We start from the raw sequence: 14594 nt of genomic DNA on the forward strand, positions 1-14594 counted from the left end.
TGCTGCCTATGACTGGAATACGGTGGTGATTGCGGCATGGCGTTCAAGCCAGCGGAAAGACTCTCCCGGATTTTTCTTCTGTACCGGGACGGCACGAGCCTTCGGCAGCAGATTGCGTGCCTGGCCGCCGGGCTGTGCATCCTGTCGGTCACAATAGCCGCCGTCGGCGCATCCTACATCACCCGTAACGAAACCATCCGCGAAAGCCGCGCGGACCTGACCCTGATCGCCCGGACCATGGCGCAGCGGCTCGATCAGACGATGTTCGACCGGTACCGCGAAGTGCGCAATCTGGCGGAGATGGAGTTGCTTCGTCCCGTCTGGACACGCGATCCGGACGCCATCCGGCAAATCCTCGATCAGTTGCAGACCAGTTTGCCGCAATATGCCTGGATCGGCTTTGCCGCTCCCGACGGCACAGTCGTGGCGGCAACCAAGGGCATGATTGAAGGCGTTTCCGTCGCCGAGCGCCCCTGGTTCATGAACGGTCTGAAAGGACCGGCGGTCGAGGACGTGCATCCAGCCAAACTGCTTGATCGCCTGCTGCGGACGTCGCCGGACCAGGCACCTTTCCGCTTCGTCGATGCGGCCATGCCCGTCCGCGATGAAACGGGGGCTCTCGTCGGTGTGCTCGGCGCCCATATGAGCTGGACCTGGGCGGAAGATACCCGTCACGACATTCTGGAAAACAACCTCGGCAAGGAAGGGCTCGAGCTTTTCGTGCTTGCCAGGGACAACACCGTCCTGTTGGGAGATCAGGCTGCCGGCGCGCCGGGGCCGGAAGATGCGGGTGAGTTCGAGGCAAACGATCCTGACATGCTGGTCGCGGTGGTGGAAACGTCGGGCCTTGGCGATTATCCGGGTCTCGGCTGGAAGATCGCCGCCAAGCAACCGCTGCAGGTCGTGTCGCAGCACGTTTCGGAGCTTTTGCTGAACATATTCCTGATCGGTCTCGCAGTTGCCTTTCTGGCGGCAATCGTGGCCTGGCAGGCGTCGAAAACCGTATCGAGGCCGCTGCTTGATCTCGTCAATGCACTTGACAAGATCGGCCGTGACGAGACTGAAACAACGGTGCCGCGCCAACAGGGATTCCGGGAACTCGCTCAGGTTTCCGCATCCGTCCGATCCCTGTTGCGCCGCTTGGGCATTGTCGAGGAAAGCAAGAAGTCCGCACTCAGCAAGCTTGCGGATCTGCGGGACGAATACAGCCGGCAGCTTCGTTCCAGCGAGGAACGGAACCGGCAGCTGGGGGCCGATATCCATAACCTCAGGGCGCTTGCGGAAGTGGATCCGCTGTCGGGACTTTTGAACAGGCGCGCCTTTCAGCCGTTCCTGGACGATACCTGGGCCAACTTTCGGCGCCATAAGCGACGTTTCAGCATCCTGATGATCGATGCCGATCACTTCAAGGCGGTGAACGACCGTCATGGTCACCGGGCCGGGGACGACGTCATTCGGGCCATCGGCAAGGTCATCTCTGATGAGATCAGGACGACGGACAAGGCGGCCAGGTTCGGGGGCGAGGAATTCATTATTCTTCTGCGGGAAAACGATGCTGCCGGGGCGTGCATCCTGGCGGAACGGGTGCGCAGAAAGATCGAGGACCTCACGATCGTTTCCGGTGCCGAGGAGATTTCGGTCACGGTCAGCATCGGTCTTGCGGTTGCCCTGGCCGAGGACCGCGATGCCGAAGATACGGTCGCCCGGGCCGACAGGGCGCTCTACATTGCCAAATCGTCCGGCCGCAACCGCGTCAGTGTCGATCACCTCGCCGACAGGTCCCAATCCGCCTAATCGATTGCCATTGGTGAAACAACGGATTAACCTTGCGTAAAGCTTTGTTAACCCTTTGTTGAGACAGTCGGAGGGTTCCGCCAGAAGGCGGCAATTCTCTGATGGCCAGGAGGCCGGAATGGCGACGATCGAAAGGCCGCAATCGGCCCAGGTCGTGGCGCATGCGACAGAGTATCCCGCGGACAGAGACGGTGACGGCACCGGCTATGACCGCAGAAAAAAGCGTGACACCGCAGAGCGCCACGAAAATATTTCCGGAGGGTCCGAGGACAATCCGGCGGTTCTCATTGACGCGCATCACACAGTCAACCACGTTCTGGACGGCGTTGCCGCCTATCGGGCCGCCGCGCTGCAGGTCATGGAACCCGGCATCGACCATGGGCCAGTGCATCCCCTGCGCGGTCCCATCAACCGGCTGCCGGCGGAAAACATCCGGCATGCCTATGAAGATCACGATGACGGCAAGACACCGCACGAGGTGAACCTGGCGACATGATCTTGGCCAAAATGCCTAGACGGATACGTTTTCTCCACCCAAGCTCTTGATCTCTACGGGTCACAAACCATATCGCTGCCCGTTGCGTGTTTGTGCGTATGCTTCCGAGCGAAGATGCGGACTTTCCTGGGGGCTCATTGAAGATGGTGGAAACGGTAGTTCATCTGGCGGCGCAGAACCTGCTGTCGCCGATCATCCTGTTTTTTGCGTTGGGGGTGGCGGCGGCGCTTGTACGCTCAGACTTGTCCTTTCCCGAGGCGGCTGCAAAAGCCCTGTCGATCTATCTGCTTTTTGCCATCGGCTTCAAGGGAGGGGTGAGCGTCAGCGCGCATGGCATCGATGCGACGCTCGTCTGGTCGCTCATCGCAGGCGTGTGCCTGTCCTTTCTATTGCCGTTTGCGGCGTTCGGAATGTTGCGGGCCATGACGCGTCTGGGAACGCTGGATGCCGCCGCCGTTGCCGGCCACTACGGCTCGATATCCATCGTGACCTTCGTTGCGGCAACCTCGGTGCTGCAAAGCCAGAACATTGCCGGCGAGGGATACCTCGTTGCCGTTGCAGCCGCCATGGAAGCTCCGGCCATCCTGTCCGCCCTCTGGCTCGCCGCCCGTTTTGCCCTTCCGGGCGAGCGCGACAATCGCGGCGGGGGGACGCAGGGCCTGTGGCGGGAAATTCTCTTCAACGGCTCCATTGTTCTGCTCGTCGGTTCCTTTGTCATCGGCTTCGTATCCGGACCGAAAGGCCTTGCCGACATCGAAAGCTTCATCGTTTCGCCCTTCAAGGGTGTCCTCTGCCTGTTTCTTCTCGACATGGGTCTCGTGGCCGGACGGGGCCTCAGGGCGAGTGCACACCAGCTCCGCCCCGGACTGATCCTGTTCGGGATCCTGATGCCGATTGTGGGCGCGTTTGCCGGCGCGGTGACCGCCACCCTGATCGGCCTGTCGACGGGCGGCACGGTGCTCTTCATGACGCTGGCGGCCTCCGCTTCCTATATCGCCGTGCCGGCGGCGATGCGCGTGGCGCTGCCGGAAGCAAATCCCTCGATCTATCTGACGATGTCGCTCGGCATCACGTTCCCTTTCAATCTCACGCTCGGCATTCCGCTCTATCTGAGCGCCGCCCAGGCGATCGGAGGATAAATTCATGAAGACGACAAGCGCCAAGCGGGTCGAGATCATCATCGAGGCCCCGATGGAAACCCGGCTCACCGACGCCCTCGATCGGGCAGGCGTAACCGGATACACCATCCTGCCGGTTCTCGGGGGAAGCGGCCGGTCCGGACGCTGGAGCCGGGAAGGTCAGGTCTCGCGGGCAGGCGGCATGGTGGCCATTATCTGCATCATCCGGCCGGAACGTCTCGACAGTCTTCTGGAGGCTGCCTTCGACGTCGTCGAGCGGCATATCGGCGTGGTGACGGTGTCCGATTGCGAAGTCCTGCGGGCCGAGAAATTCTAGAGTATGCCGGGGCCGAAAGGGATCCGTTTGACCGATTTTCCTTTTTGCGGACGAGGTGCTAAGTAGCGTCGAAATTCCGGTCCGGCAAAAGGTCGGCTCAGTTTCCAGGAGACCCGATTTGACATTCCCCGCGCACCTCATGGAAGGCTACGGCCGTTATCTCAACAAGGGCTTCGTCCGGTACAAGGAAACGCACGAGCGCCTGGCCGTTTATGGCCAGACGCCGGATGTGATGGTGGTTTCCTGTTGCGACAGCCGGGTCACGCCGGAAGGCATCTTCAATGTGGGTCCGGGCGAATTGTTCGTGGTGCGCAACGTTGCCAACCTGGTGCCTCCCTATGAGGACACCGAAGGCCAGCACGGCACCAGCGCGGCGATCGAATTCGCTGTCAAGGGACTGCAGGTCAAGCATATCGTCGTCATGGGCCATGGCCAGTGCGGCGGCGTGAAGGCGTTCCGCGAGAACGCCAATGCACCAATGGCAACCGGCCAGTTCATCGGCCGCTGGATCAAGCTTCTGGAGCCGGCGGCAATCGCCATGGCCTGCATGCCCATCGACAAGGCGGACGATCCGCAGCTTGCCATGGAATATGCCGGCATCCGCCAGTCCTTGAAGAACCTGATGACCTTCCCGTTCATCGAAGCTGCCGTTCAGGAAGGCGGGTTGCAGCTGCACGGGTCCTGGTTCGACATCGGTTCGGGCGAATTGCGCGTCATGGATACCGAGACCCAACGCTTCGCGACCATCGGGGCCGAGGCAGTGACGGCGGCGGAGTAACCCGCGGGAAAACTGACCGGTGGGCGATATCGCCGGTCAGGCGAAGCTTGGCTGGGCTTTCGAACGGCGAATGTTTCCGAATTCGGAGCTCAGCACCATCTTGCGGAACTTCTTCAGGAGCCCGGAATCCAGCTTGCCCTTCATGTCGAACATGATGGCCAGGGCCTGACGCTGGCTGAGAGCCTCCTTGTAGGATCTTTTCTCGGTCAGGGCGGAGTAGATGTCGGTAATGGTGATCATCCTGACACGCCGGGAGATCTGGTTACCGCTCCAGCCATCCGGATAGCCGGAGCCATCCAGCATTTCGTGGTGGCGAAGGGCGATGTCGACCACCTGTTTTGGTACTTCATCGCGGCTCAGCAGGATCTCCTGGCTGAAGAGCGGGTGCTTGTCGATGAGCTCCCGTTCCTGCACTGTCAGTTTCCCCGGTTTGTCCAGAATGCTCAAGGGGATCCTGACCTTGCCGAGATCATGCACCAGGGCGCCTAGCCCCAGCAGGATCTGTTCGGCTTCCGTCAGGTCAAGCGTCTTGGCGAAGGAAATCGTGTGGGCGGTTACCATCATGGTATGACGATAGGTGTGGCTGTGGTGGCACTGGACCGCGTTCAGCCACATGTCGATGCCGTCCGTTTCGAGCGACGCCTTGATATCCACGGCGCTGCCCGCAAGCCTGCGCATCGGCAGCGGTTCGCCGGACAGGGCTGCGGTAGCCATCATGTCCAGGGAAACACAGGTTCCTTCGACCGACTTGACGATCTTTTCCGGTAGATGTGCAGGCAGGTCCGGCTTGGAATACTCACCGAGGATTTCACGGACCTTGCCGTGCAACGCGGTGAACCGTTCCTCACGGTCGAGCAGTTCGAAGAAACCGAATTCGCGCGCCTGCAGAACTTGCGCACGGCTTTTGAGATCGACCAGTCCGAGGCGCAGGAATTCGGCACGGTCCTTGGCGCATTCCTTCAGGACGCCGAGTTGCACATGATCCAGATTCTGAAAGTCAACAATCAGAAGATCGCCGGGTTTCAGAGACTTTGACCCGATTTTTGAAAATGCGATGCGTTTGGCAGGGTAGAAGGTCGCAATTCTCGCGAATCGCGGCGTAAAGTCTTTGAAATCTGCTGCTGCGATGTAAATCTGAGCCATTCGCAATCGACATCTGCAAGAACTACTTGAGGTGAAGTCTGATGAGAATTTCTAAATAAAGACTTAGGAAAACCTGTGATGGTACTGTGGGTTGTGTTGCAGTGCAGCAAAGCGGGTGGGCCAGTTGTCAAGTATTCGCTGCCGGAAACGGTACGTCATGTCCCTCCAGGAGGAACTCCGGGTACCCTCGGCGGCCAACATGGTTTTACAGGGTGAAGGGGCGGCGCGGCGCAGCCTTCTAAGTCCGTTCCTCCCCGGCGCTTTCCTGTGTTGGTGCCGGAAAAAGAAATGGCGCGGGAAGATCCCGCACCCAATTCCGTTTTAAATCCGATATGCGCACAATGAGCACGTCGCGAAAATCTAGGTTCCGGCTTTTCGCAAAAAGACGTGCGTCAAAAAGGAGTTAAAGCGGGTCGCGTGAATTCAAATGAACGCGACGCGCTTTAAAGTGCCCGAGCCTGAAATGTGCGTTCTCCTGAACGCACGAAGTTCTAGGCCGCGGCGACGCCGTTCAGGAAGGTTTCCACTTCCTGCCGCAGTTCTTCTGTCCGTGTGGCAAGCAACGCGGACGCGTCCAGAACCGACTGTGAAGATTGCGACGTCTGGTTCACCGTTCCCGAAAGATCGGACATGCGTGATGACACGAAAGTCGTCCCCTCCGCCGCCTTCTGGGCATTCTGGGAGATTTCACCGGTTGCCGATCCCTGTTCGCTCACTGCGGAGGCAATCGTGTTGGTGTAGGAATTCACCTCTTCCATGATAGTGGTGATCTCGGCAATGGCGGTAACCGACTCGCGGGTCGCTTCCTGGATGGCCGTGATCTGTCCGCTGATTTCCTCGGTCGCCTTGGAGGTCTGGGTCGCCAGTTCCTTCACTTCGGCGGCAACGACGGCAAAGCCCTTGCCGGCTTCGCCTGCGCGGGCAGCCTCGATGGTTGCGTTCAGTGCGAGCAGGTTCGTCTGCTCGGCAATGGCCTGGATCAGGGTCACCACTTCGCCGATCTTGGAAGCGGAGGCTGCGAGGCCTTCGACTTTTTCGTTGGTGATGCGCGTGCCCTCGGTTGCCCGGCTGACAACATCGGTAGTCTGCGCAACCTGCCGAGAAATCTCGCCGATCGAGGCGGACAGTTCCTCCGCCGCGCTCGCGACGGTTTGGACGCTTGAGGTAGCGTCATCGGCTGAATTGAGGGTCTCGACAGCACTGTCGGCGCCCTGGCTGGACAGATCCGACAACCGGCTTGCGGTGCCTTCGAGCCCGTGAACCGTGTCATTGACCGAGTTCAGAACGTTGGAAACGCTTGTCCGGAACGCTGCGATCATGGTCTGAATGCGGTTCTGGCGATCGACGGCCTCTGTCTCGGAATTGCGCTGAGCGTCGGCAAGTTCCAGCCGCTCGACGGCGCGTGTCCTCAGTGTGCCGACGGCCTGGGCAAGGGTGCCGATCTGGTCCGTGCGGTCCTGGAAAGGAACATCCGCATCCAATTCATCCCGGGCGATATGCGCGGTAATCTCGGCAAGCTGGGTGACCGGCCGCAATTGCCTGCGGATCGCGAAGACGAGCAGCAGGACGGAGACCAGGATCACGGGAAGAACGAGCATCGCATAACGGCTCATCAGAACCCAGACGCCCGCTTCGACGGTGACCTTTTCAACGCCCGCATAGAGAATGCCGATCACGTTGCCCGATTTGCCGAAGATCGGCTGATAGACCGTGAAATAGTCCTTGCCCAGGATCGTTGCCTGGCCATGGAAGGTCTTGCCCTTGGTGACGACAGGGTAGACCGCGCCGTTCTGGCCGAGTTGCGTTCCGACGGCACGATTGCCGTCGCCCTTGACGATGTTGGTCGTCTTGCGCCAGAAGTCCCTGGTTTCCGCATCCCAGGCAAAAACAGTTGCCGTCTCACCAGTCATGCGGCCGATCGAGTCGATGATGTCGTGGCTGTCGAAGACCGGAATTTCCGCGAGTTCGATTTTGGTGACATTGCCGGATGCGTCCCAGGACACTTTCGTGCCTTCCACGCGCTCCTGAAGCATTGTGGCGGCGACCTTCAGGTTCACTTCCTGCTTCTTGTGGGCGGCTTCCTGCGCCTGGTCAAGGGCCACCTGGTACAGGATAAAGCCGACCACCATCATCGAAACCGCAAGCACGCCACCTGATACAATTGCCAAGGTGGACGTAACGCTCAGTCGAGCAAAGAAGTTTTTCATCGAATCACCCCAAGTCCTCTCTGCTCTTACTATTCGACTTGATTGGTAAAAATAGTAAGAAGAGCCTGTTCTTCGCAGTGCTTGCCGATTGCCCGGCCACTGCTGTTGCTCCCGAGGGAGACGGAAATCGCGTCGGGTCTGACGATTTGGAGGGGCAGGCTCTTTTCGTAAAAATGTCGAATTGGTCTGCGCCAACAGGTCTTGCCGGGCAGGCGCGTCGAGCGGGCGCCGAGCCGATGTATCCATCCCGGGTCGCTGAATTCATTTCCGGTTTCAGAGCATCAGCGGCTGGATAACCTGACCGCTGATGCGCCGGACGGGAGACCGGATACCGTCAACCCGAAGCTTCGAGACCGCTCAGATTGCAAACAACAGCGCGCTGCCGGCTATGACCAGCGCCGCCCCGACCCAGGCTCCGATGGCCGGAGCTTCTGTCGTGCGCCACCACATCATCGGCAGCATCAGGGCCGGGGTCGTGGCGGAGAGTGTCGCGACGATGCCGACTTCGCCGCCAGAGAGTGCGAACAGGATCAGCGTCATGCCGAGACCCATGCCGAGCATGCCGGACAGGGCGATGAGGCTGACGACGGGAAGGGTGAAGCGGCCGGCCGGCTTTACCCAGCTCACCGGCAGGCATGACAAGGCGAGCAGGCCGATGGCGGCGACGCCGACGCGCAGGCTGGAGGCCGCGACCGGGTCGACACCGGTCTCCATGATCGGCCGGGCAATCAGCGAGCCGACGGATTGCGAGAGTGCGGCGGCAAGGCCCAGCAGCACACCGATAAATACCGGGCCCTTGATATTCTCCCATTTGTGCAGCTGGGACTTGCGCTTGCCGAAGCGGATCGCCAGCAGCACGCCGAGAAACGTGAGGGCGATGCCGAAGAGCTGAGCCGGGGCCAGGTCTTCGCCCAGAACGAACCATCCGAGGATCGCCGACATCGGCGCATTGAGCGAAAACAGCATGGCCGTGCGGCGCGGGCCCATGCGGTTGAGCGTCAGGAAAAGGGCTGTGTCGCCGAGAAAGATGCCGATGAAACCGGACAGGATCAGCGGCAGGACCTGCGTCTCGCCGATGGAACTCCAGCCGGTGGTCAGCGCCACCCAGGCACTCAGCATCAGCGCCACGAGCACCATGCGGGTGGTGTTGAAGGCGATAGCGCCGAGATGTTGCGCCGGGCCGGTGGAAAGAAGCCCGGTAAAGGCCCACAGCGTGGCCGCGCCAAGGGCTGCGGCTTCAAAGAGGAACATTTTTACACTCGAAGGAGGTCGCCGGCAGAGGCAGGCACCGTGCCTGTCCAGGCCGCGTCGAAAAAGGCAAATTCCAGTTCGCTCATCCGCCGGAAAAGGGCTGCAACCCGGTCCTGGTGATCCGGATCAAGCTGCGGACCGATCTGGTCCATCTCGTCGCGGATCCAGCCGACAAAGGCCTCAAAACCCGGCACGGCATGAAGGTCGATCCATTCCGCCAGATAGAAGGCCTCTGGACGCGGCTTTTGCGCCTCGCGCAGGCCCCAGGTGAGGTAGCACCATTCAGCGCAGAGGAGGCAGGCAAGACCTTCTGCATAGGTGCCCTCGCCGGAGGCACTCAAGAGCAGACCGGAAAAGGCCCGTGTGACCGGTCCCTGAGCGGCGGTTTCATAGACCTCAGGTGCGACACCCAGAGCCGCGAAGGAACGCAGGAAGTAGTCGTTTTCTTCCGATGTCAGCAGCGCCAGGAAGGCGGAAAGCCGGGCCTTGGCCTTCATCGTCGGGGCCTTGGCGACCAGGTGCCCCAGCGTCGAGGCGAGATCGGTGACGAAGGTGTAGTCCTCGATCAGATAGCGGACATAGGCAGCATCCGGCATGTTGCCGTCGCCGATGGCCCGTGTGAAGGCATGGGCGGTCGCCTCGCTCCAGAAGGGTTCGGCGCGGGCTGCAAGCCAGCCGGTAAAGCGGGCGTCCGGAGCGTGAGCGCAAAAGTCGCTGAAGGACCCGTCAAAGGCAGAAGGCATGGATCTGAAACGCTGTTGCGGTTGATGAAGCCGCGTTGGCTGGAAGTGACAGACGTGCTGTTCTTTTTCCGGCCTGTCAACAGCAAACCTCGTGTTGACTGGGGCCGCAGGTCTGTCGCGAACCCTGAGCGGCAAACTCGCGATTTGGGGCCCGTCCTTCGAGACAGGGCTGACGCGCTTCCTCAGGAGGAGGGAGACCGAGGGAGAGGCGTGCAAATAAAACGGGCGCCGGAAGGCGCCCGCTTGGGATCTTGTCAGGCAGCTGCCTTTTTCGGGGTGATCAGGCCGCGGTTGATGAGAACCTCGGCGATCTGGACCGCATTGAGTGCGGCGCCCTTGCGCAGGTTGTCGGACACGACCCAGATGTTGAGGCCGTTCTCGACCGTCGCGTCCTCGCGGATGCGGGAGATGTAGGTCGCGTCTTCGCCGGCGCTTTCATACGGCGTGATGTAGCCGCCGTCTTCCTGCTTGTCGATGACGAGGCAGCCCGGAGCTTCGCGCAGGATGTTGCGGGCTTCCTCGGCCGTGATCTCGTTCTCGAACTCGATGTTGACGCTTTCCGAATGGCCGATGAAGACCGGTACGCGGACGGCGGTGCAAGTCACCTTGATGGCCGGGTCCAGCATTTTCTTGGTTTCGGCCAGCACCTTCCATTCTTCCTTGGTGTAGCCGTCTTCCATGAAGGCATCGATGTGCGGGATCACGTTGAAGGCGATGCGCTTGGTGAATTTCTTCGCTTCGATCGGGTCGTTGACGAAGACGGCGCGCGTCTGGTTGAACAGCTCCTCCATCGCTTCCTTGCCGCCGCCGGAGACCGACTGGTAGGTGGAAACGACGACGCGCTTGATCTTGGCGTGATCATGCAGCGGCTTCAGCGCCACGACGAGCTGCGCGGTGGAGCAGTTCGGGTTGGCGATGATGTTCTTCTTGGAGAAACCGGCAACGGCGTCGGCATTCACTTCCGGCACGACCAACGGCACGTCCGCGTCGTAGCGCCAGGCGGAAGAGTTGTCGATGACGATGCAGCCCTTGGCGCCGATCTTCGGCGACCATTCCTTGGAGACGGTGCCGCCGGCGGACATCAGGCAGATGTCGGTGTCGGAGAAATCGTAGTTCTCCATGGCATGAACCTTCAGCGTCTTGTCGCCGAAGGACACTTCGGTGCCCTGAGAGCGCCGGGAAGCGAGGGCGACGACTTCGTCCGCCGGAAAGCCGCGCTCGGCGAGAATGTCCAGCATCTCGCGGCCGACATTGCCGGTTGCGCCTGCAATTGCGATCTTGAAACCCATCTGTGACTAGTCCTTGTCCGTCTCCCCGCTGCGCCGGCTGCCCTCGTCTGGATGGGCGTCGCCGGCTCCCGGCGCCTCCCATCCCCGGGGAGGCGGGATGAGCGGCACCGTCAAGCGGTGGTCTTGGTGGTCTTGGTAGTATGTTTGAGAGCGGTTGCGGCAGCCTTACGGGTCTCGCCGCGCATGAACACTGCGCTGGCAAGGGCCTGGGACATCATATCCAGAATGTCGGCTTTCAGCCGGGTCATCGGGGCTCGCAATCGTCAAAACTTGAGACGGCGGTGTTTTTGCCCGGAAATCCGCGCAAGTCAACAAGGAATCCGGTGTGCCTCCATGCTTAGTTAGCAAAGTGATGCCGTTCGGGAACAGGCGCGTGCCTTGACATTGGTATTTCCGCCGGTTGACGCGGCCTGGAAACGGGCGCTTGATTGACCTATCCCGAACATCGAGAGGAGGAGCCGGCCATGGCCGACGACGCTTACAACATCCTCTTTCTATGCACCCGCAACAGTGCGCGCTCGGTGATGGCCGAGGCGATCGTGAACCGTAACGGGCACGGGCGCTTTCATGCGCTTTCCGCCGGCACCCAGCCGGCGGGCGAAGTCCGGCCGGAAGTGGTGCGGCTCTTGCGGAAAATGAACTGCAATCCTGAAAGCGCCTATCCGAAGAGCCTCAAGGACCTGATCCGCGCCCAGATGCCGGAGCCTGATTTTCTCATCACCTTCTGCGACCAGAACGTGGAGAAGACCTGCCCGGTCTGGCCGGGGCACCCGATGACCGCGCTCTGGCCGATGGCCGATCCCGGGGCGCCGGACAGCGGCGCACCTGCCCGCGATCTTGCCTATGCGGACCTGTTCCGGTCGCTGACGCGGCGCCTGGATGCCTTCATGGCCCAGCCGAAGGATCACCTAGACAGGATGTCCCTCAGGAGCAGCCTGGGGTCGATCGTGATGATGCACTGACCTTGGTTCAGGCCGGTTCGTTCCCGGTGAATAGCCGCTTTCAGTCTTCTGGCAGGTGATGCCAGCCGGAAGGAAAGCTCTTGCTTTTGTCTGATAAGTCAATATATCATGATTTATGGATATAAAAGATGCACTGAGCGCATTCGCCGCCCTTGGGCAGGAAACGCGGTTGAAGGTTTTCCGGCTGCTGATCAATGCCGGGCCGGCGGGAATGAGCGCCGGGGATATCGGCCAGGCGCTGGATGTCCGCCAGAACACGATGTCCGCCAATCTGGCGGTGTTGCTGCAGGCCGGGCTCGTGCGTAACGAGCGCGAAGGCCGCTCGATCCGCTATTTCGCGGATATGGACGGCACGCGGGACCTGTTGACCTATCTGGTGGCCGATTGTTGCGGCGGCCACCCTGAGCTCTGTGCGCAGGTCGTCGAAACCGTCGCCTGCCGCAAGAACTGCTGACCACGAGGAGGGACCGATGTCCGACGGTGTCTATAATGTGCTGTTTCTCTGCACCGGCAATTCCGCCCGGTCGATCATGGCCGAAGCCATCCTGAACCGGGACGGTCAGGGACGGTTCAGGGCGTTTTCCGCCGGTTCCCACCCGGCAGGCGCTGTCCGCCCGGAAGCGCTGGCGCTCCTGAAGAAGCTGAATTTCAAGACGGACGGCTTGCGGTCCAAGGACTGGGCGGAATTCGCCGAAGCCGGTGCGCCGGAAATGGATTTTGTCTTCACGGTTTGCGACAACGCGGCCAAGGAGTCCTGTCCGGTCTGGCCAGGTCAGCCGATGTCGGCCCATTGGGGTCTGCCGGACCCGGCTGCCGCGGTCGGCAATGACAGCGAGCGGCAGGTCGCCTTCAACGACGCCTTCCGGATGCTGAACAACCGGATCTCGATCTTCATGAACCTGCCGATGTCTTCGCTCGACCGGCTTTCACTGCAGGAACGCCTGGACGATATCGGCCAATCGGCTTCCGAGCCCGCCTGAAGCACTCTCCAGGGGGCAAACTGTTCCGGTCCGCTTGGCAGGCGTCCGGCGATTTTCAACCGGACATCCGCCAAGCGTGACTGCATGACCTCAGGCCGCCGCATTGCCCTCCCGGGCAGGCCGCAGGGTCAGGAGGGCAATGACGAAGGCTGTCAGGGCGCAGGCTGCGACCGCGCCGACCAGCGGCAGGGCGGTGCGGTCGAAGAACGGGCTGCAGACAAGGATCATCACGCCGCCGGCGACCATCTGGAAGGTGCCGCCGAGGGATGAGGCCATGCCGGCATGTTCGCCATGCTCCTCCAACGCCATCACCATCACCGGCGCGATGACCTGGCCGAGGAACGTGTTGCCGATGAAGAACAGCGCCATCAGCACCGGCAGGTCGTCGATGCCGCTCCACACCAGGACGGTCAGCAGCGATGTTGCCGCCGCAAAGCCGGTAACCGAAACAAGCGCGACGCGAGCCATGCCGAAGCGCTGTCCGAGCATTGCCGCGAATTGCGAAGAGGCGAAAAAGCCGACCGCGTTCAGGGCGAAGACCAGGCTGAAGCCGAACGGGCTCAGGCCGTATCTGGTCATGTAGACCAGCGGTGCCGCGGCAAGGAAGACGAAGAAGCTCGCCAGCGAAAACCCGCCGATCAGGGTCAGGCCCATGAACTTGGCGTCCTTCAGAAGGTAAACCGTGCTGCGCAGCATCGCGGTTGCATCGATCTTGCCGCGGCGTTCCGGCGGCAGTGTTTCCGGCAGGAGCAGCGCCATCTGCGCCACCGCCGCCATCGCGATGACGCCAAGGGCGATGAAGATCAGCCGCCAGCTGCCGAATTCGATGATCAGGCTTCCCGTCAGGGGCGCCAGCATCGGCGAAATACTGAAGACGAGCATGATCAGCGCCATCAGCCGTGTCGCCTCGGCGCCGGTGTGCAGGTCGCGCACGACTGCGCGCACGATCACCATAGGCGCGGCCGCGCCAAGCGCCTGGACGAAGCGGCCGACCGTCAGCGCCGAGACATCGGTGGCGGTGGCACACAGGAACGAGCCGAGAATGAAGACCGCCAGACCCAGAAACACCGGCGGCTTGCGGCCGAACCGGTCCGCAAGCGGGCCGTAGATCAACTGGGCGATGCCGAAGGCGATGAAATAGACCGTGAAGGTCATGTGGACGGCCGCATCGTTCGTCTCAAGGCTGCTGACGATTTCGCCGACTGCGGGCAGGTAAAGGTCGATTGCAAAAGGGCCGACAGCGGCCAAAAGCCCCAGCACGATGGCGGAGCGCACATATCCGATCTGCATGAGAATATCCGATGAAAGCGCCAAAAGGCGCTCAGAACAGGGAGGAATGAAGGGGAGGGCAGCGCCGGTTCTGCCCACATCATATGTATATAGGAATGGGAATGCCTCGTTTCAAGATGCTTGTCCGGGCGTGTCATGAAACCTTCATGCAACTGTCACCGGTTCTGTAATCAAGCTCACTAGCTTGCGCGCACCTTCAACCCGAA

The 14594-nt window shown here is 61.1% G+C and carries 15 protein-coding genes; 8 read left to right on the top strand and 7 right to left on the bottom strand.

What is annotated here, in order from left to right; all coding sequences use genetic code 11:
• Positions 1-36: 36 nt before the first annotated feature.
• The 5 genes from ACX3M4_RS21350 (at position 37) to ACX3M4_RS21370 (ending at position 4523) form a co-directional block, all read left to right on the top strand.
• A complete protein-coding gene (locus ACX3M4_RS21350) occupies positions 37-1794 on the top strand; it encodes a sensor domain-containing diguanylate cyclase (protein WP_459354992.1) in 1758 nt (585 codons plus the stop codon).
• A 118-nt stretch (positions 1795-1912) separates the two neighbouring features.
• Entirely contained in the window at positions 1913-2290 is a 378-nt protein-coding gene (locus ACX3M4_RS21355; protein WP_459354993.1) for a hypothetical protein, read from the top strand.
• A 143-nt stretch (positions 2291-2433) separates the two neighbouring features.
• Positions 2434-3429: a sodium-dependent bicarbonate transport family permease gene (locus ACX3M4_RS21360; protein ID WP_459354994.1), complete on the top strand. Its 996-nt coding sequence runs from the start codon at positions 2434-2436 to the stop codon at positions 3427-3429.
• 4 nt (positions 3430-3433) lie between these two features.
• Positions 3434-3745: a P-II family nitrogen regulator gene (locus ACX3M4_RS21365; protein WP_459354995.1), complete on the top strand. Its 312-nt coding sequence runs from the start codon at positions 3434-3436 to the stop codon at positions 3743-3745.
• Positions 3746-3884: 139 nt separating this feature from the next.
• Positions 3885-4523: a carbonic anhydrase gene (locus ACX3M4_RS21370; protein WP_459359480.1), complete on the top strand. Its 639-nt coding sequence runs from the start codon at positions 3885-3887 to the stop codon at positions 4521-4523.
• A 36-nt stretch (positions 4524-4559) separates the two neighbouring features.
• Here the strand turns inward: ACX3M4_RS21370 and ACX3M4_RS21375 are convergent, their stop codons facing one another.
• From ACX3M4_RS21375 to ACX3M4_RS21400, 6 genes are all read right to left on the bottom strand, one after another.
• A complete protein-coding gene (locus tag ACX3M4_RS21375) occupies positions 4560-5501 on the bottom strand; it encodes an HD-GYP domain-containing protein (protein ID WP_459354996.1) in 942 nt (313 codons plus the stop codon).
• Positions 5502-6157: 656 nt separating this feature from the next.
• Positions 6158-7873 carry a methyl-accepting chemotaxis protein gene (locus tag ACX3M4_RS21380; RefSeq protein ID WP_459354997.1) on the bottom strand — a complete coding sequence of 572 codons (1716 nt, stop codon included), beginning with the start codon at positions 7871-7873 and terminating at the stop codon, positions 6158-6160.
• 357 nt (positions 7874-8230) lie between these two features.
• Positions 8231-9124, bottom strand: a complete 894-nt coding sequence (locus tag ACX3M4_RS21385) for a DMT family transporter (RefSeq protein WP_459354998.1) — start codon at positions 9122-9124, stop codon at positions 8231-8233.
• A gap of 2 nt (positions 9125-9126) precedes the next feature.
• Complete coding sequence (locus tag ACX3M4_RS21390) at positions 9127-9867, bottom strand: TenA family protein (protein ID WP_459354999.1); 741 nt, start codon at positions 9865-9867, stop codon at positions 9127-9129.
• A 254-nt stretch (positions 9868-10121) separates the two neighbouring features.
• On the bottom strand, positions 10122-11156 hold the full coding sequence (locus ACX3M4_RS21395) for an aspartate-semialdehyde dehydrogenase (RefSeq protein ID WP_459355000.1): 1035 nt from the start codon (positions 11154-11156) through the stop codon (positions 10122-10124).
• Positions 11157-11266: 110 nt separating this feature from the next.
• Positions 11267-11404 carry a hypothetical protein gene (locus ACX3M4_RS21400; RefSeq protein ID WP_459355001.1) on the bottom strand — a complete coding sequence of 46 codons (138 nt, stop codon included), beginning with the start codon at positions 11402-11404 and terminating at the stop codon, positions 11267-11269.
• 216 nt (positions 11405-11620) lie between these two features.
• On the opposite strand from ACX3M4_RS21400, the gene ACX3M4_RS21405 reads away from it, so the two are divergent.
• The 3 genes from ACX3M4_RS21405 to ACX3M4_RS21415 all read left to right on the top strand — a co-directional run bounded on the left by ACX3M4_RS21405 (position 11621) and on the right by ACX3M4_RS21415 (position 13098).
• On the top strand, positions 11621-12118 hold the full coding sequence (locus ACX3M4_RS21405) for an arsenate reductase ArsC (RefSeq protein WP_459355002.1): 498 nt from the start codon (positions 11621-11623) through the stop codon (positions 12116-12118).
• Between the two features lie 115 nt (positions 12119-12233).
• The gene (locus ACX3M4_RS21410; protein WP_459355003.1) at positions 12234-12572 is read left to right on the top strand and encodes an ArsR/SmtB family transcription factor; all 339 of its coding nucleotides are present in this window, start codon (positions 12234-12236) and stop codon (positions 12570-12572) included.
• A gap of 16 nt (positions 12573-12588) precedes the next feature.
• On the top strand, positions 12589-13098 hold the full coding sequence (locus ACX3M4_RS21415) for an arsenate reductase ArsC (RefSeq protein WP_459355004.1): 510 nt from the start codon (positions 12589-12591) through the stop codon (positions 13096-13098).
• 90 nt (positions 13099-13188) lie between these two features.
• Here the strand turns inward: ACX3M4_RS21415 and ACX3M4_RS21420 are convergent, their stop codons facing one another.
• Complete coding sequence (locus tag ACX3M4_RS21420; protein WP_459355005.1) at positions 13189-14388, bottom strand: multidrug effflux MFS transporter; 1200 nt, start codon at positions 14386-14388, stop codon at positions 13189-13191.
• Between the last annotated feature and the right edge of the window lie 206 nt (positions 14389-14594).

The organism is Roseibium sp. M-1, assembly GCF_054515675.1.